Source organism: Desulfoluna sp. CLI2B (genome assembly GCF_056847375.1).
In genome coordinates this window covers 5,767,430-5,789,574 of sequence record NZ_CP186557.1, presented here as the reverse complement: position 1 = coordinate 5,789,574, position 22,145 = coordinate 5,767,430, and the positions used below count along the sequence as shown (strand labels likewise).

19 protein-coding genes are annotated in these 22,145 nt (G+C 60.5%); 16 read left to right on the top strand and 3 right to left on the bottom strand.

All coding sequences use genetic code 11. The annotated features are described in order from the left end of the window. Positions 1–98: 98 nt before the first annotated feature. Positions 99–1,040, bottom strand: a complete 942-nt coding sequence (locus ACOYW2_RS26845; protein ID WP_482768565.1) for an ArsR/SmtB family transcription factor — start codon at positions 1,038–1,040, stop codon at positions 99–101. 300 nt (positions 1,041–1,340) lie between these two features. On the opposite strand from ACOYW2_RS26845, the gene ACOYW2_RS26840 reads away from it, so the two are divergent. The 16 genes from ACOYW2_RS26840 (at position 1,341) to ACOYW2_RS26765 (ending at position 17,723) form a co-directional block, all read left to right on the top strand. Next, positions 1,341–1,667: an Hpt domain-containing protein gene (locus ACOYW2_RS26840; protein WP_482768564.1), complete on the top strand. Its 327-nt coding sequence runs from the start codon at positions 1,341–1,343 to the stop codon at positions 1,665–1,667. Between the two features lie 40 nt (positions 1,668–1,707). Further along, positions 1,708–2,823 carry a response regulator gene (locus tag ACOYW2_RS26835; RefSeq protein ID WP_482414293.1) on the top strand — a complete coding sequence of 372 codons (1,116 nt, stop codon included), beginning with the start codon at positions 1,708–1,710 and terminating at the stop codon, positions 2,821–2,823. A 5-nt stretch (positions 2,824–2,828) separates the two neighbouring features. Then, positions 2,829–3,263 carry an ATP-binding protein gene (locus tag ACOYW2_RS26830; protein ID WP_482414292.1) on the top strand — a complete coding sequence of 145 codons (435 nt, stop codon included), beginning with the start codon at positions 2,829–2,831 and terminating at the stop codon, positions 3,261–3,263. 140 nt (positions 3,264–3,403) lie between these two features. Beyond that, positions 3,404–4,114: a class I SAM-dependent methyltransferase gene (locus ACOYW2_RS26825; RefSeq protein WP_482768563.1), complete on the top strand. Its 711-nt coding sequence runs from the start codon at positions 3,404–3,406 to the stop codon at positions 4,112–4,114. A 26-nt stretch (positions 4,115–4,140) separates the two neighbouring features. Then, positions 4,141–4,476 (top strand): hypothetical protein, encoded by a 336-nt coding sequence (locus ACOYW2_RS26820; protein WP_482420727.1) that lies wholly within the window; start codon positions 4,141–4,143, stop codon positions 4,474–4,476. 93 nt (positions 4,477–4,569) lie between these two features. Beyond that, positions 4,570–5,163 (top strand): radical SAM protein, encoded by a 594-nt coding sequence (locus ACOYW2_RS26815; protein ID WP_482771091.1) that lies wholly within the window; start codon positions 4,570–4,572, stop codon positions 5,161–5,163. Continuing rightward, positions 5,147–6,067, top strand: coding sequence for a UbiA-like polyprenyltransferase (locus ACOYW2_RS26810; RefSeq protein WP_482768562.1), 921 nt, complete (start codon positions 5,147–5,149; stop codon positions 6,065–6,067). Before ACOYW2_RS26815 ends, ACOYW2_RS26810 begins: the two co-directional genes overlap by 17 nt. A 1-nt stretch (position 6,068) precedes the next feature. Further along, the gene (locus ACOYW2_RS26805; protein ID WP_482768561.1) at positions 6,069–6,653 is read left to right on the top strand and encodes a UbiX family flavin prenyltransferase; all 585 of its coding nucleotides are present in this window, start codon (positions 6,069–6,071) and stop codon (positions 6,651–6,653) included. 326 nt (positions 6,654–6,979) lie between these two features. Further along, entirely contained in the window at positions 6,980–7,471 is a 492-nt protein-coding gene (locus ACOYW2_RS26800) for a pyridoxamine 5'-phosphate oxidase family protein (RefSeq protein ID WP_482768560.1), read from the top strand. A 382-nt stretch (positions 7,472–7,853) separates the two neighbouring features. After that, positions 7,854–9,680 carry a UbiD family decarboxylase gene (locus ACOYW2_RS26795; protein WP_482768559.1) on the top strand — a complete coding sequence of 609 codons (1,827 nt, stop codon included), beginning with the start codon at positions 7,854–7,856 and terminating at the stop codon, positions 9,678–9,680. A 671-nt stretch (positions 9,681–10,351) separates the two neighbouring features. After that, positions 10,352–10,984: a sigma-54-dependent transcriptional regulator gene (locus tag ACOYW2_RS26790; protein ID WP_482768558.1), complete on the top strand. Its 633-nt coding sequence runs from the start codon at positions 10,352–10,354 to the stop codon at positions 10,982–10,984. Then, positions 10,941–11,771: a sigma 54-interacting transcriptional regulator gene (locus tag ACOYW2_RS26785; protein WP_482768557.1), complete on the top strand. Its 831-nt coding sequence runs from the start codon at positions 10,941–10,943 to the stop codon at positions 11,769–11,771. Before ACOYW2_RS26790 ends, ACOYW2_RS26785 begins: the two co-directional genes overlap by 44 nt. A gap of 297 nt (positions 11,772–12,068) precedes the next feature. Then, positions 12,069–13,436, top strand: a complete 1,368-nt coding sequence (locus ACOYW2_RS26780; protein ID WP_482768556.1) for an acyclic terpene utilization AtuA family protein — start codon at positions 12,069–12,071, stop codon at positions 13,434–13,436. After that, entirely contained in the window at positions 13,433–13,750 is a 318-nt protein-coding gene (locus ACOYW2_RS26775) for a DUF4387 domain-containing protein (RefSeq protein ID WP_482768555.1), read from the top strand. The genes ACOYW2_RS26780 and ACOYW2_RS26775 overlap by 4 nt, the downstream gene beginning before the upstream one ends. A gap of 459 nt (positions 13,751–14,209) precedes the next feature. After that, positions 14,210–16,411, top strand: coding sequence for an ATP-binding protein (locus ACOYW2_RS26770; protein ID WP_482768554.1), 2,202 nt, complete (start codon positions 14,210–14,212; stop codon positions 16,409–16,411). Positions 16,412–16,688: 277 nt separating this feature from the next. Next, entirely contained in the window at positions 16,689–17,723 is a 1,035-nt protein-coding gene (locus tag ACOYW2_RS26765) for a KamA family radical SAM protein (RefSeq protein ID WP_482768553.1), read from the top strand. Positions 17,724–17,995: 272 nt separating this feature from the next. Here the strand turns inward: ACOYW2_RS26765 and ACOYW2_RS26760 are convergent, their stop codons facing one another. Further along, positions 17,996–18,508 carry a hypothetical protein gene (locus ACOYW2_RS26760; protein WP_482768552.1) on the bottom strand — a complete coding sequence of 171 codons (513 nt, stop codon included), beginning with the start codon at positions 18,506–18,508 and terminating at the stop codon, positions 17,996–17,998. A 108-nt stretch (positions 18,509–18,616) separates the two neighbouring features. Continuing rightward, positions 18,617–22,093, bottom strand: coding sequence for an efflux RND transporter permease subunit (locus tag ACOYW2_RS26755; RefSeq protein ID WP_482768551.1), 3,477 nt, complete (start codon positions 22,091–22,093; stop codon positions 18,617–18,619). Positions 22,094–22,145: the final 52 nt, after the last annotated feature.

Sequence of the window (22,145 nt, the reverse complement as noted above, 5' to 3'; positions counted from 1 at the left end):
AACGAGGGGCAAAACACATCCGCTACCAGCTTTCAAGGTGGCACACCTTGCCGCCGGAGGCTGTTTTTTTTCCACTGAACAGTTACAAAAGTTGCTCGCTAATCAGGTTGCCCCACCTTGCCGCCGTCGGCTTTCACCGCCTGGCAGATCATCACCGCTGGCCCCCGGGCAGGCGCAAAATGCCGGGTGCTCTCCACGGCAAACCCGGCCTCGCGGATCCAGGCCAAAAGCTCTGCTTGGGAAAAACCGAGCCAGCGATCTCCGAAGCGGTCCCTAAGGGACTCGTCGGCGTGCCGGCCAAACTCGGCCACGAGGAGCCGCCCCCCGTCGGCCACCACCCGCCCGGACTCGTTGAGGGCCAGGCGCGGATTGTCCAGGTGGTGCAGGGCAAGGGAGATGACCGCCAGGTCCGCTTCCCCGTCCCCCATGGGGAGATGTTCGAGTTCCCCGAGGCGCAGGTCGAAGCCGCCGCCCAGGGCCTGTAGCCTTTTTTCCGCCTCCTTGAGCATGTTGGAGGAGCTGTCTACCCCCACCACCTGTGAAACCCGCTCGGAGAGCCGAGCCATGAGGGCCCCGGTGCCGCACCCCAGGTCCACGGCCGTGCTGCAGGGCCGGATATCGGCCATGAGGGCCTCGTTCAGGTCAAAGTCGCCGATGAGGTCCACTTTCAGGTGTTCCCATCGGGGGGCGATGTCATCAAAGAATTTCTGGCGGCGGAGCCTGCGCTCAAAGACGATGGCTTCGGCCCGGGCAAGGTCGTCCTCCATGAGGGACTCCCCTTGTGACAACGACTCCACCAGGGTGGCCACCAGGGCCCCTGCCCCTTCGTTGGCTGCCGAATAAAAGGCCCACACCCCGTCGCGCCGACAGGAGAGGAGCCCGCAATCCGTGAGGATTTTCAGGTGCCTGGAGATCCGTGACTGCCCCATGTCCATAAGCCCGACGATCTCGTTGACGCTCATCTCATGGTGCAGCAGGATATGGTAAAGGCGGATGCGCGTGCTGTCCGCCATGGCTTTGAAATAGATCAGACTTTTCATCCCCGAAGGATCCCCCTGCCGTGAAAATATCCATATATCAAGATTTATTGATATATAGAGTTTCCCTACTCCTGTCAAGTGGTTGCCCGCTTCCCCATCCGGAAAATCACCTTGCACCCCGATGACGCCACAGCTATAATTAGCGATGCGAGCGCTACACAGCCCCGACCGACAAGGCCCTGCACCGGCCTTCCGCATGATTTCCCGCCACGGCTGGAAATCGGCCCCTGTCGTTCAACCGACATGACCCTGTTTTGCCCCGACCAGCCACCCTGACGGGCGATCGAAGGACTGACACCCATGGATTTAAAAGCAATCGGAGAAGATCTCGGCCTGGAAGAGAACGAGTTCCTTGAAATCGTTGAGCTCTTCCTGGAAACGGCGGAAGCCGATATCACACGCCTCAAGCAGGCCATCGACGGCCACGACATGCAGACCCTCACCGAGGCGGCCCACTCCCTTAAGGGATCCGCCGGTAACCTGGGTTTTACCGAAATCTATCGTCTGTCCAAAGAGATCGAAACCGCGGCACGAGAACACACCCTGGACAGCCTTGGCCCTGTCCTGGAATCCATCGAAACCCTGAAGGGAGATATTAAAGACGCCCTGAACGCCAAGACAGCCTGACCACACGCCGACGGCAGGCCGTCCCCCATCGAGGTGAGCCATGTCCCCCAGCTTCACCATTCTGGTCGCCGACGACAACTCCGTGAACCGTCTGCTCATGGCCAAGACCCTCCAAAAGGAGGGATACCGCATCGTCACGGCCGATTCCGGTAAAGAGGCACGGCACCTGGCCGATGAAGAGCCCCCCGACCTCATCCTCCTGGATATCTGCATGCCGGGTGAAAGCGGGTTCGACGTCATCAAGCACTTTAAGTCCGATGCCCGCACCGCGGCGATTCCAGTCATCTTCCTCACGGCCCTCACCGATGTCGACTCCAAGATCGAAGGGTTCAACTTAGGGGCCGTGGACTACATCACCAAGCCCTTCCACCCCGAGGAACTCTCCGCCCGGGTCAGCCTCCATCTGAAGCTCTCCATCGCCACCAACTCCCTGATCAACAGCCAGGCGGAAAAGCTTCGCCAGCTCACCGAGGCCCAGGCCTCCTTTCTCATCACCCCCGAGCAGGAGCCCGGCGCCCGCTTTGGCGTGCACTACCTGGCCCTCCACGAGGCCGGTGGTGACTTCTACGACGTCCTCCACATCTCCGACCACATCTACGGGTACTTCATCGCCGACTTTTCAGGCCACGACATCAGCACCGGCTACCTCACCTCTTCGGTGAAGGGACTCCTCAAACAGAACTGCACCCAGATCTACACCCCCCTGGAGAGCATGAACCTCATCAACGGGGTCCTGGTGGAGATCCTCCCGGCAGAAAAGTACCTCACCGCCTGCTACGCACGCCTGAACCGACGTAAAGGGATCATGGAGATCGTCTTTTCAGGGCATCCGCCTGTCTGCTACGTGCCCCAGGGCGGTCCCCCCGAGCTCGTGGGGGCCGACGGCGACCCCATGGGCATGTTCCAGAGCGCCCTGTTCGGCCTCACCACCCTCACCGTCTCCAAGGGCGACCGGGTGTACATCTATACCGACGGTCTGGTGGAGTCCCCCTCCACCAAAAAAGTCTGGCACAGTGAAACGGAAAAGATGCTCGAAGCCTGCGACCGGGCGCGATCCGAGCCCATCACAGCAGCTCCCCGTTCCGTCTCGGATTACCTCTGCCCCAACCGGGAAGCCCAGGAAGACGACGTGGTCATCCTCGCCATGGAGATCTGAGCCCTATGAATCCTTTTGTCGTGACAAAAAAAGCTGACGGCCTGGAAATCGACATGCAGGCCTCCCTCGCCCTGGTGGACCGCGCCGTGGATGAAGTCACGGCATTCTGCAGGCAGCGCGGCATCTCCAACGCTCTTTTTGCCATCATCATCACCATGCGGGAGGGGCTCACCAACGCCGTCCGTCACGGCTCGTCCCTCTCCCCCGACGCCCAGGTCCGCTTCTCCATCTTCCTGGCCGACGACACCGTTCACATGGAATTTGAAGACAAGGGGCCGGGATTTGACTGGCAGACCATGATCGACAGCCAGGCTGCCAGTGATTCCGAGGGGGGACGAGGCATTGAAATCATGAGAAAATACTGCCACAACATGGCCTACAGCAAGCGGGGCTGTCATCTGCACCTCACCATCCGGGTCGCAGCAGAGAAGTCCGACTGAGATCAAGGGGTCGGCCGGGCCCGATTTTTTTGCTCAGCCGTCAATAATGATTGATAAAACACTCACAATTTTCTACCTTTACAGCCATGGGACACGTATTCAACTTTCAGGAAGCCGGGCAATATGCCCAATGGCTTGAAATGGATCGGCACCGGGACGCAGCCGAGCGCCAAAGCCAGCTGATGGTGAAGCTCATCAAGCCGGCCTATGGAGACCGGCTCCTGGACATCGGCTGCGGAACCGGGATCACCCTTGCCTGCCTGGACCACATCAAGCCGGGCCTGGACCTCACCGGCCTGGACGCATCCACCTACATGCTGGATATCGCCGGAGAAAAGCTGAACCACCGCGCCGATCTCTTCAAGGGAAGCGCCGAAGCCCTGCCCTTTGAAGACAACGCCTTCAACTTTGCCGTCCTCAACCTCACCCTGGAGTTCGTGGATTCCCCGGAGAAAGTGATCGCCGAGGCAGCGCGCGTGGCCAAGGACCGCCTTTACATCGGCTTTTTCAACCGCCTCTCCTTAGGAGCTGTGCCCTCCCTGGGCAAGGGTCTCCACGGCAATGCCGTCTATGCCAAGGCACGGTTTCTCTCCACCTGGGAGGTCCGGCAGATCATCCGGGGCCTTTTGGGCAAGGTGCCCCTGACCTCCCGCACCATTACCTATCACCCTCCCTCGGGAGGCCGGCTCCTGGGGCGTCTCTTCCACCGTCTGCCCTACGGGGCGTACACCGGCCTGTCCGTCAGCCTGGTCCCCCGGTTCACCACCCGTCCCCTGACGCTGTTCGCCGACAAGCCCCACCCACGGAACATGAGCATCGGGGAGCAATACTTCAAACCCGATCCCCGATAACCCCCCTTGTGGCCAAGGAGCCCATCATGGTCGAAGCCCTGTTGTATGAACGACTGGAAAACAATGCGGTGCGCTGCAACCTCTGCAGCCACCGCTGTACCATCAAGGAAGGCCAAAGGGGACGGTGCAGTGTTCGGGAAAACCAGGGGGGCACCCTTGTCTCCCTGGTCTACGGCCAGCTGGTGGCCGCCGCCTCCGACCCGGTGGAAAAAAAGCCCATCTGGCACCTGGCCCCGGGGAGCCTCTCCTATTCCGTGGCCTCCGTGGGCTGCAACTTCAGCTGCAGCTTCTGCCAGAACGCCGAAATCTCCCAGCTCGCACCGGACGACAACGGCCGCACAGGCATCACCGTCACCCCGTAGGGGCGACGGCGCCGAGTGCCGAGCCCGGGCCGCAGCATTGCCTCGACCTAGACGCCCAACCCGCCGCCCCGCCGGTTGTCCTGAACCGCCCGCCTGGCCCGGAGCCGGGGGCTCTTCACCATCCTGGTCACCAACGGCTTCCTCACCTTCGAAGCCATCGACCTTCTGGCCCCGTACCTCACAAGCGCCAACGTGGACTTAAAAGCCTTTACCGAGGCCTTCTACACCCGCTATTGCCGGGCATCCCTGGAACCCGTCAAGGACGCCATCCTCTACCTGAAACAACAAGGGGTGGCCCTGGAGATCACCACCCTGGTGATCCCCGACCTCAATGACGGCGCCGATGAACTCAAAGAGATCGCCCGATTCATTGCAGAAGGGCCGGGCATCGACACCCCCTGGCACCTCAGCCGCTTCTACCCCACCTACCGCATGACCGATCATCCCCCCACCCCCATGGAAACCATCCTCATGGCTCGGGATATTGGCATCGAAGCCGGATTGCGCTATGTATACACGGGCAATCTTCCCCACAACACGGGGGAAAACACCTTCTGTTACGGCTGCGGCAAAGCGGTGATCCAGCGATCGGGGTACCGGCTTACGGCCGTGGATATCAAGGACAACCGCTGCAGCTTCTGCGGCACCTACATTGACGGTATTGATATTGATGGACAGACTTCGTAATCGGCTCACAGCGGCCTTCACCTCCCCTTCTGCCGCAAAAGTCAAAGAGACCCTCATCGTTTACGGGCGCATGATCAAGTTCAGCCACACCATCTTCGCCCTTCCCTTTGCCCTCTCCGCCGTGGTCCTTGCCACCGCCGAAGCTCCCCTCACCATCGGAAAACTCTTCTGGATCCTGGTGGCCATGGTGGGTGCCCGCACCGCCGCCATGGGCGTAAACCGCATCGTGGATGCCGACATCGACAGCAGCAACCCCCGCACGGCCATGCGGGAGATCCCCAAAGGCGAGATCGGCAAAAAAGAGGCCTGGCTCGTGGTGGCCGGATCCTCCCTGCTCTTTGTCTTTGCCGCGGCCATGCTCAGCCCCCTGTGCTTTAAACTCTCCTTTCCCGTGCTGGTCCTTCTGGGGGCCTACTCCTTTACCAAGCGATTTACCTGGCTCTGCCACATCTACCTGGGCTTTGCCATCTCCCTGGCACCCCTGGGTGCCTGGATCGCCATCACCGGAGGCTTTTCCGGCGGTATCCTCATCCTGACCCTGGCCCTTCTCACCTACATCGCAGGCTTTGATATCCTCTATGCCTGCCAGGACAGCGACTTCGACCGGGAAAAGGGCCTCCACTCCATCCCGGCCACCATGGGCATCAAAAAGGCCCTGAAAATCTCCACCTGGATCCACGTCGCCACCTTTGGTTTCATGCTCCTGCTCTGGCCCGTGTTCAGCCTGGGGTGGCCCTACGGCCTGGCCGTGGCCCTCATCGGAGCGCTTCTGGTGGTGGAACACAAGCTGGTGAACCCCGACGACCTCTCCCACGTCAACATCGCCTTCTTCCACATGAACAGCATCATCTCCGTGGTGCTCTTCTTAGGGATCCTGGCCGGCCACCTCACAGGGGGCGCCTAAGATGAAACGCATCATCACCGCCCTCACCGGCGCCTCGGGCGCCCTCTACGGCCTCCGGCTGGTGAAAGCCCTGGCCGAGGCCGGTGCGCACATCGACCTCATCGCCTCAGACGCCGCCTTCATCGTTGCCAAAGAGGAGCTGGGGCTCTCAAAAGAGGCCTTCCTGGAGACCCTGCGCGGATTCGGCCGGGACAGCATCGAGATCCACGCGGTGAACGACTTCACCGCAGCCCCGGCCAGCGGCTCCTGCCCGGTCCACGCCATGGTGGTGGCTCCCTGCACCATGGCCACCCTGGCCGCCATTGCCACAGGCAACGGCCACAACCTCATCCACCGGGCCGCAGACGTCACCCTGAAGGAAAAACGCCCCCTGGTTCTCGTCCCCCGGGAGATGCCCTACAGCCTCATCCACCTCAACAACATGACCGCCGCAGCCACAGCAGGCGCAACCATCCTGCCCGCCTCCCCGGCCTTCTACTCCAGGCCCGAGACCCTGGAAGCCCTGGCCGATACCGTGGTGGCCCGCATCCTCGACCACATCGGCATCACCCCGGCCAAAGACCTGGTAAAACGGTGGAAAAGCTAATAAGCGGAGAAAAAGTCTCCGACGGCAAGGGGCGAGCCCCTTGACCCCAGGCTCGCACATGCTCCGGGGCTCGTTCCTCACCCCTGCACATGTGCTGACGGGCTTCGCCCAAAAAAACCGTTGCGATTTGGCCCGAAACATCAGGAAGACAATGAGCAAGTAGCGACAACGTATCCTGTTCCCTTAAATCTTGTGAGCCAGTCCGCAAAACCATCATCGTTTATATCGGGCGTAGCCCGAGCGCACGGCCGTTTGCCCTGAGGTCAGGCAAAGCGCAAGGGCAATCAGCTTTCGAGGTGGCTCACCTCGCCGCCGGAGGCATCTCCATGGATAAAACATCCAAAAGAGCAGCAGAACTCCTCGACCACGCGCACATCATGACCCTGGCCACGGCCTGTGACGGAAAGCCGTGGGCGGCGGCTGTCTATTATGTGGCGCACAAGGGGAGCCTCTACTTTTTTTCGAGCCCGGATTCGAGACACATCACAGAGGGGAAAGGAGAGACGGTTGCGGCAACGGTCCATGAGAACCCGTTTCATTTTCAGGAGATCGAAGGCCTCCAGATGGAAGGGGTGATCACCAAAGCAGGCTTGACGCCAAGGGCCATGGGGGCCTTTTCCCGGTATGTGAAGCGGTTCCCCTTTCTCAAGGACCTCTTTGCCCCGCAGCACCTGGGAAGCCTCGCCGGTTTCCTCGCCGCAGGCAAACCCAAATGGTACCGGTTTACCCCGGAGACGGCCCTCTACCTTGACAACAGCGAGGGTTTCGGACACCGTGTGGAAGTCAACCCGGACGCACTTTTTCCTCAAGAGGAATAAAAAGGGCAGGCCTCCGGCGGCAAGGTGTGCCACCTTGAAAGCAAATAGCGGATGTGATTTGCCCCTCGTTCCTCGGGTCAAATCACATCCGCATTTATAACGGCATTCATGCAACTTTTTTTATGACCTATTTGTTAAACTTTTTAAAAGTTTAGCCCCCGGCAGGGCCGCCGGAGGCATAAGCTGAATAGTTACCTGAAAACAAATGAAAGGCTGTTGGAAGCCACGGGACTTTAACCGGAGACAACCTGATTAGCTGCTTTGATCTTAACCTATCCACGGGCGAAGCCCGTCGGCCAATGGGATCGACCTGAGGAACGAAGGTCGGGAGCATTGGCGAACGTGGGGTCCAGGGGATCATCCCCTGGCCGCCGGAGGCACCATGACCTATGCCAGTATGAGAGAGTGTGTGGAGGATTTGGAGGCCAACGGCCACCTGATTCGTATCAAAGAAGAGGTGGACCCGTACCTGGAGATGGCGGAAATCCATCGCCGGGTCTATGCGGCAGGGGGGCCTGCCCTGTTCTATGAGAAGGTCAAGGGGTCTCCCTTTCCTGCGGTATCCAACCTGTTCGGGACCCTTGAGCGTTCCCGGTTTATTTTTCGCCACACCCTGGACCGGGTCTCCCGCATGGTGGAGGCCAAGTCAAACCCGGCCGCCCTTTTAAAACACCCGCTGAAAAACCTCATGCTGCCCTTTGCCGCGGCCTGCGCCCTGCCCCGAAAGGTAAAAGAGGCCCCTGTCATGGCGTGCACCACCGACCTCTCCAGCCTTCCCCAGATCACCTGCTGGCCCGACGACGGCGGCCCCTTTGTGCTCCTGCCCCAGGTCTACTCCGAGGACCCGAAAAAGCCGGGGATCCTGGGCTCCAACATGGGCATGTACCGCATCCAGATGGCGGGAAATGACTACGAAAAAAACCGGGAGGTGGGCCTTCACTACCAGATCAAACGGGACATCGGACGCCACCACGCCCACGCCATTGAAAAGGGACAGCCCCTGAAGGTCTCCGTCTTTGTGGGAGGGCCGCCTGCCCACACCTTTGCCGCGGTGATGCCCCTTCCCGAAAACCTGCCCGAAGTGGCCTTTGCAGGGGCCCTTGCCGGGCGGCGTTTCCGCTACGCCAAAACAGGGGGCCACACCCTCTCGGCCGAGGCCGACTTCTGCATCGTGGGCACCGTGGATCCCAAGGCGGTGAAGCCGGAAGGGCCCTTTGGGGACCACATCGGCTACTACAGCCTTACCCACCCTTTCCCCTTTTTGAAGGTGGAAAAAGTCTACCACCGCAAGGACGCCATCTGGCCCTTCACGGTGGTAGGGCGTCCCCCTGCCGAGGACACCAGCTTCGGGGCCCTCATCCACGAAATCACCGGCCCTGCCGTGCCCGATTCCATCCCCGGGGTATCGGCGGTCCATGCAGTGGACGCCGCTGGGGTCCACCCCCTGCTCCTGGCCATGGGCAAAGAGACCTATGTGCCCTACGCCAAAGACGACGCCAAAAAGCCCATGGAGCTCCTCACCCTGTCCAACGCCATCCTGGGCTTCGGCCAGTGCTCCCTGGCCAAGTATCTCTTCATCGCGGACGAAGGGGACAACCCTGCCCTGGACATCCATGACGAAAAAGCCTTTTTGCTCCACCTTCTGGAGCGCATGGACTTTTCCCGGGACATCCACTTCCAGACCCGGGCCACCATGGACACCCTGGACTACTCCGCCGAGGGCCTCAACGAAGGCTCCAAGGTCGTCTTTGCCGCCGCCGGAGAGAAAAAACGGACCCTTGCCACCACCCTGCCTCCGGACCTCTCCCTGCCCGAGGGCTTTTCCAATCCCCGCCTTGCCCTGCCCGGCGTGGTCATGGTGGAAGCGCCCCCCTTCACCGATGCCGAAACAGGCGAAGCCTCAGTCCAGGAGCTGGCCTCTCACCTGGCCCAGGCCGACACCACGGGCATGGCCCTCGTGGTCCTCACCGAGGACGCCGAGTTTGCCGCCGCCTCCCTCAACAATTTTCTCTGGGTCACCTTCACCCGCTCCAACCCCAGCCACGATATCCACGGGGTGGGGGCCACCACCATCCACAAACACTGGGGATGCACCGGCCCCGTCATCATCGACGCCCGACTCAAACCCCACCACGCTCCGCCCCTCATCGAAGACCCGGAAGTTTCCGCCCGTGTGGACGCCCTGCTCCGTAACAACGGCATCCTGTAACGCAAATTAAAGCGGATGAAAAAATCCAGCCTCCGGCGGCGAGGTGGAGCCACCTCGAAAGCATATTGCCATTGCGCTTTGCCCTTCGTTCCTCAGGGCAAAGCGCAATGGCCTTCGGCTCGGGCTACGCCCGACATAAACGCTGATGGTTTGTGCGGGCTGACTCGCACGTTTCGAAGTTTCAGGATACGTTGTTGCCACTTATTCATTATCGATTTAAGGCTATGGCAAAAATAAAATATACACGCAGTGAGCGTTACCGATCGGTGTATTCTCATCACAAATCAAACGGCCAGCATGAGATGGTGTATGATTAGCTTACGGCCGAGCCCTTAACCGTCCTGCCGGAGTTATCCCGGTCAACGTCAATCGATGTCTCCAGAGCAATAAAAAGGGCCTCTCCTGCAAAAACGGTTGCCACATGTCACACGTCACGCGAATGCCCCGAGAACGGTCGTAAAATGAACACCTCCATGCATTCGCCAAAGGGTTTCAAGGTGCCCCCACCTTGCCGCCGGAGGCACCTGAATCGCTTTATTTTTTTCATCAGGCCTTCATGCGCTTTTGAGGCACAACCGCGTTGACAACAAACACGGGCGTTTCGTATGGTCGGGATGAGTCTTGTTGGTTTGGGCGGAAAAGGCCCTTTCTTTGGCATGTTTGAGGTGTGTATGGCCCGAGTACTGATTATCGATGACGACGAAACCCTTTGTTACTCCCTTTCCAGAGTGGTGCGCTCCGCCGATCATGAGGCCCTGACGGCCCAGACCCTGCACGAGGGGCTGGCCCTTGCCGAGGCAGGGGATGTGGACGCGGTGTTCCTGGACGTGCGCCTGCCCGACGGCAACGGCCTGGAGGCCTTGCCGACCCTGCAGAAGGCCCCATCCGCCCCGGAGGTGATTATTCTCACGGGCCTGGGAGACCCGGACGGCGCCGAGCTTGCCATGATCAACGGAGCCTGGGACTACATCGAAAAGACCGCCTCGAAAAAAGAGATCACCCTCACCCTTGCCCGTGCCTTGCAATACCGCCGGGAAAAGGTCTCGGCCATGGAGCGCAACCCGGTGGTGGCCCTGAACCGCGAGGGCATCGTGGGGGAGAGCCCTGTGATGAACGACTGCTTTGACCTGGTGGCGCGGGCTGCGGCCAGCGACGCCAGCGTCCTCATCACCGGGGAGACCGGCACCGGCAAGGAGCTCTTTGCCCGGGCCGTCCACGCCAACAGCCTGCGGCAGAACGCCCCCTTTGTCATCGTGGATTGTGCCTCCATTCCCGAATCCCTGGTGGAGAGCCTCCTCGGCTGATGTCAAAGGCGCCTTTACCGGGGCGGACCGGGACCGCGTCGGCCTCATCGCCCAGGCCCACAACGGCACCCTCTTTCTCGACGAGGTGGGGGAGCTGCCCATGTCTCTGCAGAAAGCCTTTCTGAGGGTCCTGCAGGAGCACACCATCCGGCCTGTGGGAAGCCGGGAGATGGTGACAAGCCACTTCCGACTGGTCTGCGCCACCAACAGGGACTTGGAGGCCATGGTCAAGGAGGGCACCTTCCGCAAGGACCTGCTCTACCGCATCCACGCCTTCTCCCTGGAGCTGCCCCCCTTGCGCCAACGGGGAACCGACCTGCGCGAGATCGCCTCCTACCACATCGCCCGGTTCTGCAAAGAGACGGGGCGGGACCAGAAAGGGGTCTCCTCGGACTTCTTCGACGTCCTGGAAAAGCACAGCTGGCCGGGCAACGTCCGGGAGCTGGTGAATGTTTTGGACCAGGCCCTCATCTCCTCCCGCCATGAGCCCACCCTCTTTCCCAAGCACCTGCCCATGAAACTCAGGGCCCGGGTGGCACGGGCGCGGGTCAGCCATGGCGACCACCCATCCGATACCCAAGGCCCGGAGGTAACCCCGCATTACGACCCCGAGGCCATGCCTCCCCTCCAGGCCTATCGGGACCTCGTCTGCGCCGAAGCCGAAGCCCGCTATCTTAAAGATCTCATGGCAGGCAGCGGTGGCAACGTAAAAAAAGCCTGCGCAACGGCAGGCCTCTCCCAATCCCGCCTCTACGCCCTGCTCAAACGGCACGACATCTCCCACTGATGCCCATCCCCATTCCTGCCCCGCAAGAAAAATGCCTGCGGGGCAGGAGAATCTCAGGCTTCCCCTCGTCCCACGCCCAACCCCATTTCCGGCACAAACCTCATCCATTTCAACATATTGTACCCTGCCATCCCGATTTGGTACGGCTGTTGCTATTTCTCTTGGGCAACGATGTCTTTGGATGCGCCTCCTGGGCACCAGGATGCCGCCCGATCATGAGACCGGCCCGCTCGCGCAGCCCCACCAGCGCCCCCGGACTCCGGCCGTACGCACCATCAAGAGAAAGGATCATGCAGGATGCAAGAACTCAGGGTGTTGTCACCAACCGCCATACTGGGATACGGATTCCCCATGGCCTCCTTTGAGGAGGGCATGAAGCGAAAACCCCATGTGATTGCCGTGGATGCCGGTTCCACGGACCCCGGGCCCTACTATCTGGGCGCGGGCATCTCCTTTACCGATGCCACGGCCGTCAAGCGTGACCTGGCCGTCATGATCGAAGCAGCCATGAAGGCAGGCATCCCCGTCATCGTGGGAACAGCCGGAGGCGCAGGCGGAGAGCCCCATCTCGCAGAGGTGGTGGAGATCGTCCAAGCCATCGCCCGGGAAAAGGAGCTGACCTTTCCCATGGCCGTGATCCACGCGGAAATCGACAAGGAGACCGTGGCCCGCAAGATGGCCGAAGGAAAGGTGAGCCCCCTTCACCCCGCCCCAGAGCTCACCGGCGAGGAGTTGGACCGCACCGAACGCGTCGTGGGCCAGATGGGCCTGGAGCCCATGATCACGGCCCTGGACAACGGAGCCCAGGTGATCATCGCAGGGCGCGCCTACGACCCCACGGTCTTTGCCGCATTGCCCGTCAAAGAGGGCTTTGATGCGGGTCTGGCCCTTCACATGGGCAAGATCCTGGAATGCGCGGCCATCGCCGCCACCCCGGGCAGCGGCAGCGACTGCATGTTCGGGTACCTGGCCAAAGACCACTTTCGCCTGGAACCTCTCAACCCCATCCGAAAATGCACCACCCTCTCCGTGGCTGCCCACACCCTCTACGAAAAGACCGACCCCTACCACCTGCCTGGCCCCGGCGGCCTCATCGACCTGTCCGAGACAACCTTCGAGCAGGTCACCGACAGCATGGTCAAGGTCTCGGGTTCCCGGTTCGTGCCCTCAGAGGCCTACACCATCAAGCTGGAAGGGGCCAAGCGGGTGGGCTACCGCACGGTCTCCATCGCAGGCACCCGGGACAGCATCATGATCTCCCAGATCGACACCATCATCGAAGAGGTCAAAGAGCGGGTCAGAGACAACTTCTCCGAGGCCGGGTTCACCTACCATCTGGATTTCAAGATCTACGGCAAAAATGGGGTCATGGGCAGCCTGGAACCCTGCGCCGAGATCCCCGGCCACGAGATCGGCATTGTCATCGAGGCCGTGGCCGATACCCAGAAAATTGCCAACACCATCTGCGGGTTCGCCCGCTCCACCATGCTTCACTACGGATACCAGGGCCGCATCTCCACGGCGGGCAACCTGGCCTTTCCCTACTCACCGTCCGACTTCAAAGCCGGTGAAGTCTTTGCCTTCAGCCTCTACCACATCGTGGAGGTGGACCCCCATGAACTGTTTCCCATCGACTACGTAACGGTTGGAGAGGAGCGCCCATGAAAACCACACTCAAAGAGATTGCCGACGTCATCAGAAGCAAAAACGCCGGCCCCTACGAACTGACCTTCGATATCATCTTCAAAACCCAGGAAGACTTTGAAGCGGCCTGCGCCAATAAAATCATCAACGAAGAGGTCATGGCCGGGCTCTACCGCATCCCGGTCTCCGACGTCATCAACATCATCGAGTTCAAACCCGCCAAAGCCATCAAAGCCACCATCGTAAGACCCATGGCCTCCGGGGAACTCGGAGAAACCGACGTCTACGGCGCCCAACAGCACGCGCCCCTGGTGGACCTGGTGGTGACACTGTAATCGGCAGAAAACCGATTGAAAACCTGCCTCCGGCGGCCCTGCCGGGTGCCAAACTTTTAAAAAGTTTGACAAACAGGCCTTAAATCGCCATTTCCTGGCGCCGCCAAAACAATCACGATATTTGCGCACCCGTGCGTCGTTGTGATCGCCCCGAAGGGCGATCACAACGACGCACGGGTGCATTAGGAAAGTTTTTTGCGGAGCTTTTTTTCAAAAAAGCGACCCGCCGGAGGCAACTGAATTTTTGCATGCGTTGGCCCTGACCTGACACGGCCCCCCGGTTGACGCCTGCGGGGCATTTGTCATAGGAAAAAGAGTGCGTGCCGGTTTGGGGCGCTCAGGACATAAGGGGGTTCCATGGTGTGCAGGTGGGTACTGTTTTTCTGGTGTATTGGGGTCTGTGTTGCGCCGTTACGCGCTGCCGGGGCCTCGGAGGGGAAAGACGTTCGGGACGTATTGGTGCTCAACTCATACAGCCCCGGGTATGTGTGGTCGGACTGGAAGACCAAGGGTATCCGAAAGGTGCTGGATGCCGAGGGAAGCTCGGTCCGTCTCAGCTTTGAGTACATGGACACCAAGCGGTACAAGCCGTCGGAGATCTTCGACACCCTCAAGGAGGTCTACCGGCTCAAGTACGCGTCGGTCTCCTTTGACGTGATCATCGCCTCGGACAACAACGCCCTGGATTTTCTGCTTCTGTACCGGGCCGCCCTTTTCCCCGGGGTTCCGGTGGTGTTCTGCGGGGTCAACGACTTTTCCAGGGCCATGCTTAAGGGCCAGACCGGCTACACGGGCATTGCCGAGGACTACGACCTCAAGGGGACCCTGGACCTTGCCCTGGCCATCCACCCGGAGACCACCCATGTGGCCTATATATCGGGGGGCGGCACCTCCAGCCACATCATCCGTGATCAATTCGAGAGCCTCATCCCCGGCTACGCCTCCAGGGTGGAGTTCATCCGCCTCTCCATGATGTCTCCCGACGACCTGAAAAAAGCCCTGGCAGACCTGCCCGAGCATACCGTCATCCTCTACCTCTCTTACTACGTCACGCCCGACGGAACCCGGTTCACCGTGGCCGAGGGCCTCTCCCTGATTTTTGAAGCCGCTCGAAAGCCCATCTACGGCATCTGGGACTACACCCTTGGCAACGGGGCCTTGGGGGGCCGGATGCTGCGGGTGCAGGAGCAGGCCTCGGAGGCCGCGCGCATGGCCCTCAAGGTGCTTGACGGCACCCCGGTGGATGACCTCCCGGTGATGCGGGAAAGCTTCCTGGATCCCATTTTCGATTACACCATGCTTGATTACTTCGACATCTCCATGGGACGACTCCCCGAGGGAAGCGTGGTGATCAACGAACCGGTGACGGTCTACTACCGCTACAAATACATCATCTGGGCCACGGTCCTGTTTCTCATCTATCAATCAGTGACCATCGTGGTCCTCATGCGCATCATCGCCCGCAGGAAACGGGCGGAGGAGAGGGAAAAGGCGCTGGAGGCCCAGCTTCGACAGGCCCACAAAATGGAAGCCATGGGAACCTTTGCCGGGGGCATCGCCCACGATTTCAACAACATTTTGGGCGGCATCGCCACCTGCACAGAGCTTGCCGCAGACGAGGTGGAGGACAAAAGCCCGGTGCAGGAAGACCTGTCCCAGGTCCTCAAGGCCGTCAACCGGGGGAAAAGCCTGGTTCGCCAGATCCTCACCTTCAGCCAGAACAAGGACCGGGAGATGCAACCCGTGCAGATGCGCCTTATCCTCATGGAGTGCACGCAGCTGCTGAAAAGCTCCATCCCCTCCACCATCGACGTGCGGCTCAACGTCCAGGCAGAGGCCGGGTTTGTGCTGGCCGACCCCACCCAGATCCACCAGGTGATCATGAACCTGTGCACCAACGCCAGTCACGCCGTGGCCAACCAGAAGGGGTGCATCGAGATCTCCCTGGAAGCCGTGGAGCTGGACCGCAAAGCCTCCCTGCGCCACCCGGACCTCCACAAAGGAAGGTACTCCCGTCTCACCGTGCGGGACAACGGCCAGGGCATCGCCCCCGAAAACATGGAGCGAATCTTCGACCCCTTTTTCAGCACCCGCAAAGAGAGCGGGGGCACGGGTCTTGGCCTCTCCATGTCCCACGGCATCGTCAAGAACCACGGCGGGGCCATCACCGTGGCAAGCCATCCGGGCCGGGGAACCATCTTCTCGGTGTTCATCCCCTGTGCCCACGGGGTAGCAACCGTCCCCGGGGAGGCCGCCGCCGCCCCCAACGTACACACCCAGGGCACGGTGATGCTGGTGGACGACGATGAACAGATGCTCTACGGCACGGAAAAACTCCTCACCCGCATGGGCTACGAGGTGGCCGCCTTCTCCGGAAGCCTGGAGGCCCTCAAGGCCTTTCGCACAGATCCCATGCGCTACGACCTGGTCTTCACCGATCACATGATGCCATTTTTAAACGGAATAGAACTCGCTGCAGAACTGCTGGCCCTGCGAAGCGAGATTCCCGTGGTGCTCTGCACCGGCTATCAGGACGAACTCCAGGCCCTCACCCCGGACGTCCTGGAACAAAACGGTATCTCAGAGGTCCTCTCAAAACCCTTCAAACGACGGGAGCTGGAAACAATCCTTCCGGGCCTCTGCAAGGCCAACTCATTGTGACAATTCAGTTTGCCTCCGGCGGGTCGCTTTTTGAAAAAAGCTCCGCAAAAACTTTCCGGTAATCAAGGCGCTTATCTCCAACCCCGCAGAGGCTGGAGATAAGCGCCTTGAAAGAAAAGGGGGCTATACCCTGCAGGGACGCATCCCCAAAAAACAAAACCTGTTTATCAAACTTTTCAAAAGTTTGGCCCCCGGCAGGGCCGCCGGAGGCAAAAATCTAAATGCGCTATCCTTTCGGCCTCTGTGCCTCACATCACAACTGTGATAAAAGGCCCTTATGAACTGGAAAGAGATGCTCGACAAATCGGTGGTATCGGCAAAAGAACTGGCCGATGTCCTGGGAGAGGAGACGGACGAAATCGCCCGTGTGGCCGGGGTTTACCCCATGCGTATTAACCCGTACTGGCTGAAACTCATGAAAAAACCCGGGGACCCGTTGTGGCGACAGGCCGTGCCCTGCGCCGACGAGCTTTCGGACTCTCCCCTGCTGGAGGACCCCCTCTGCGAGGAGAAGGATTCTCCGGTTTTCGGCCTGACCCACCGCTACCCGGACCGGGTCATCTTTCTCGTCTCCAACCGATGCGCCCTCTACTGCCGCCACTGCATGCGAAAGCGAAAGGTGGGCAAGCACCAGGGCGCGGTGACGGATGCCACCATCGAAGCGGGCCTGGACTACATCGAACAGACCCCTGCGGTGCGGGACGTCATCGTCACGGGCGGGGATCCCCTGCTCCTGGAAGACGCAAAAATCGACGCCATCTTAAAACGCCTCTCCGCCATACCCCACGTGGAGATGATCCGCATCCACACCCGGGTGACGTCAACCCTTCCCATGCGCATCACCGAAGCGCTCTGTGCCGTGCTTTCCCAGTATGAAAAACTCTGGATCAACACCCACTTCAACCACCCGGCAGAGTTCACCCCCGAAGCAGAAAAGGCGCTCAGGCTCTTGAACCGAACCGGAGCGCCCCTGGGCTGCCAGACCGTGCTTTTAAAAGGCGTCAACGACGCCCCCGAAACCATGGCCGAGCTCATGCGCAAGCTCACCAAAAACCGGGTGCGCCCCTACTACATCCACCACGGGGACGCCGTCAAAGGCACCGGCCACTTCCGCACCTCCATCGAAACCGGCCTTACCGTGGTCAACGGCCTGCGCGGCCACCTCTCCGGCCTCTGCGTGCCCGCCTACGTCATCGATCTGCCCGGAGGCGGGGGCAAGGTGCCTCTGCTCCCCGACTCCATCCTGGACCGGGACGAAAAAAGCCTCACCGTCAAAGGCTACGACGGCAAAACCTACACCTACCCACTATAAGCAGGGGCTACAGCCCCTGCACCCCAGGTTCGGGAATGCTCTTTCGCCTTCGTTCCTCAGGCTCATCACATTCCCTGACGGGCTTCGCCCGTGTTGACTATGACTTCCGAGGCTTCACCAAATAATATCGCACCCGCGCTTCGTTTTAATTGCCCCGAAGGGCGATCAAACGAAGCGCGGGTGCATTCGAAAAGTTTTTTGCGGAGCTTTTTTTCAAAAAAGCGACCCGCCGGAGGCAAATTGAATCGTTATCCCTTCGCCTCCTTTGCCCGTTACTTTGTCATGTGCGTAAACGAGTCCTTCACCACCTTGTCGCCGGCTTTGACCTTCACCTTCAGGGTGTAGGTCCCACTCTGTTTCATCTCCACATCCGCGCCGTGTCCGCCGCCCATGGCCATGGCCATGGTTTTAACCTCTTTGCCGGCGGGATCGGTGATGACGAATCCGACCTTGGCGTCATGGACCATGACCCCGTTTTTCCCTTTCACATCCAGCATCAGATGGTGGGAAGCCACCTTGCCGGACATGGACTCCATGCCCTCCATATCCTTCATGCGCTGGTGCATGTCGATAAGGCGGTAGGTAAGTGTCAAGTCGTCAACGGTATGGGTTCGGATAACCTCCCCCATACCCATGTCATGGCCCTTCATGTCCATGGAATGATCCATGTGCATCTTATCTCCGTGATCCGAAGATCCGTGCTCATGTCCACCGGCCGAGGCCAGGGAAAAAAGTCCCAGGGTCAACAGAGCCAGCAGGCTCAGGATCAATGTGTGCTGTTTCATGAATAACGTTTCCTTCTATCTGTGTTGGTTGTTACCTGTCGGCCCCGCGGCACCTTTGCCGGGGACCGACCCTTTAAACTCTTCAGGCGCCGGGACGTTGGCCCCGGGTCATTTGCGAGCCTTTATCTCCCTGGCCTTGATCCCGTAATAGATGGCCGGGATGATGATGAGGGTCAGCACGGTGGAGGAGACGAGCCCTCCCACCATGGGAGCTGCGATGCGCTTCATGATCTGGGCGCCGGTGGCGCTGCCCCACATCACCGGCAGCAGGCCGATGAGGGTGGTGGCAACGGTCATGAGCTTGGGCCGGACCCGCTCCACGGCCCCTTCGATGACGGCCCCGTAGAGGTCGCCAGGGGTGTTCATCTGCCCTTCGGCAAGGCGCCTGGTATAGACTTCATTTAAGTAGACAAGCATCACCACCCCGGTCTCTGCGGCCAGGCCTGCCAGGGCGATAAAACCCACCACCACGGCCACGGAGAGGTTGTAGCCCAGAAGGTAGATGAGCCAGATCCCCCCGGTGAGGGCAAAGGGGAGGCTGGCCATGACCACGGCGGCCTCGGTGAGGCTGCCAAAATGCAAGTAAAGAAGCACAAAGATGATCACCAGGGTGGCCGGCACGATGAGCATCAGGGATTGCCTGGCTTTTTCCATGTACTCGAACTGACCGGACCAGACCATGGAGTACCCCGGCGGCAGGGTCACGTGGCTGTTCACAACCTCCTTGGCCTTCTTCACATAGGTGCCCACGTCCATGCCCTTCAGGTCCACGTAAACCCAGGCGGTGCGCCGGGCGTTTTCGCTCTTGATGCCCGCCGGGCCGTCTTTAAAGGAGAGGGTGGCCAGCTGGGCCAGGGGCACGTGGGCGCCTGACGGCGTAGGCACCAGGACCCGCCCCAGGCTCTCCAGGTCGCTGCGGAACTCCCGGCTGTAGCGCAGGTTCACGGGATAGCGTTCCAGGCCTTCCACGGTCCAGGTGATGTTGAGCCCCCCGATGGCGGTCATGATCACCTCCTGCACGTCATCCACAGAAAGACCGTAGCGCACGATGTGGTCCCGGTTGATGTCGATGTCCAGGTACTTGCCCCCTGTGACCCGCTCGGAGTAGACGGACAGGGTCCCTTCAAGGGGCCGAAGCACGGCCTCCACCCGGGCCCCCAGCTCTGAGAGGGTCTTCAGGTCCGTGCCCATGATCTTGACCCCCACCGGGGTCTTGATACCTGTGGAGAGCATGTCAATGCGGGTCTTGATGGGCATGGTCCAGGCGTTGGTGAGCCCGGGGAACTTCACGGCCTGGTTCAGCTCGTCGGCCAGCTCATCCATGGTCAGGTAGCGCTCTTCGGGAAGAACCCATCCCAGGGGCGCTTTCAAGAAACCGGGCCAGTCCGAAAAAAACCGGGGCACAGGCCGCTTGCGCCACTCATGAAGGATCTTTCCTTTTTTCTCCTTGGGAAACACCAGGGAGAGGGGACGAGCCAGCCACCCCGGCCAGCCGTCGTAGAACCGGTCCACCACCAGGGTCTCGTACTCCACCTTGGGCCGCAATACGATGGTGGTCTCGATCATGGACAAGGGAGCCGGGTCCGTGGACGTCTCGGCACGGCCCACCTTTCCCAGGGTGTGACGCACTTCTGGAAAACGCTGGATGATCTTGTCGGTCTGCTGCAAAAGCTCCCGGGCCTTGGTCACGGAAATGCCCGGCAGGGTCGTGGGCATGTAGAGCAAATCTCCCTCGTTCAAGGGAGGCATGAACTCACTGCCCAGCCGGGAGGCCGGCACATAGGTGGCGGCAATCACAAGGGTGGCAACGATGATGGTCAGCTTTCGATGGGCAAGCACGCCATGGATTACCGGCCGATAGAGGCGAATAAGAACGCGGCTCAAGGGGTTTTCTTTTTCGCTGAGGATCCTCTGGGGCAGCGCCACCATCACCACGAGAATGCCCGCCACCAGGGTTAGCCAAAAGCTCCAGGAGGGCATCGAAACGCCAAAGGAGCGGGCGACCAGCACCCCCACAGGGGGCAGCACGCCAGCCAGGCTGTAAATAAGGCGACGACGCCTTTTGGGCTGGTCATCGGCCATCCCTTTTTCCCTGACAAAAAAGGTCATGAGCACCGGGATCACCGTCACCGCAAGGACCGAAGAAGCAGCCATGGCAAAGGTTTTGGTATATGCCAGGGGGCGAAACATGCGCCCCGACTGCTCTTCCAGGGTAAAGACCGGCAGAAAGGAGACGGTGATGATCAAGAGGCTGTAAAACAGGGCCGGGCCCACCTCCCGGGAGGCGTCGATGATGATCTGCCGGTGGGAGCGGGTGCCCCCGCTCCGTTCCATGTGCTTGTGGGCGTTCTCCACCAGCACCACCGAAGCGTCCACCATCACCCCGATGGCAATGGCGATGCCCCCCAGGCTCATGATGTTGGCGTTGATGCCCAGGGCGTACATGACGGTAAAGGAGATGAGAATCCCCACGGGCAGGGTGAAGATGGCCACAAAGGCGGACCGGAAGTGCAGGAGAAAGATCACACAGATCAGGGCCACCACGGCCATCTCTTCCACCAGCTTCACCGTAAGGGTGGAGACGGCCCGTTCAATGAGGCCGGAGCGGTCATAACCCATCTCAATGGTCACCCCTTCGGGCAAGCCCGCTTCCAGTTCCATGAGACGGGTCTTCACCCGTTCGATGGTGGCCAGGGCGTTCTCACCGTAGCGCATCACCACGATGCCCCCCACCACCTCACCTTCACCGTTCCACTCCAGGACCCCGCGCCGCAGCTCCGGGCCTATCTTTACCCGGGCCACGTGCTTCAACAGGATCGGCGTGCCTTTTTCATCCACGCCCAGGGAAACCTTCTCCAGGTCCTCCACCGAAGAGAGATAGCCCAGGCCCCGCACCATGAACTCCGTCTCGGCCATCTCCACCAGGCGCCCTCCCACGTCGGTGTTGGACCGTTCAATGGCCTTGCGGATCTGGCCGATGGTGAGGTTGTAGGCATTCAGCCGCGAAGGGTCCACCTCCACCTGGTACTGCTTCACAAACCCACCGATGCTGGCCACCTCGGAGACGCCGGGCACCGCTGTGAGTTCATAACGCAGGTACCAGTCCTGGATGCTGCGGAGCTGCTGGTTGTCCAGGGTGCCCGAAGCATCTTTAAGCACGTACTCGTACACCCACCCCACGCCCGTGGCATCCGGCCCCAGGCCCGGGGTCACCCCGTCGGGGAGGCGCCCGGCCACCACGTTGAGATACTCCAGCACCCGGGAGCGGGCCCAGTAGATGTCCGTGCCGTCTTCAAAAATGATGTAGACAAAGGAGAGCCCGAAAAAGGAGTACCCCCGCACCGACTTGGCATAGGGCACGCTCAGCATGGCCGTGGTCAGGGGATAGGTCACCTGGTCCTCCACCACCTGGGGCGCCTGGCCGGGCACGTCCGTGTAAACAATCACCTGTACATCGGACAGGTCGGGAATGGCATCCAGCGGCATCCGGGACATGGCAAGGAGCCCCGCCGCCACCGCAAACAAGGTGGCAAGAATCACCAGGAACCGGTTCCGCACAGACCATATAATCAGTTTTTCAATCATCGTTTTTCGCCTTGATCAGAAAAAAATCGATAAAAAACGCCTCCGGCGGCAA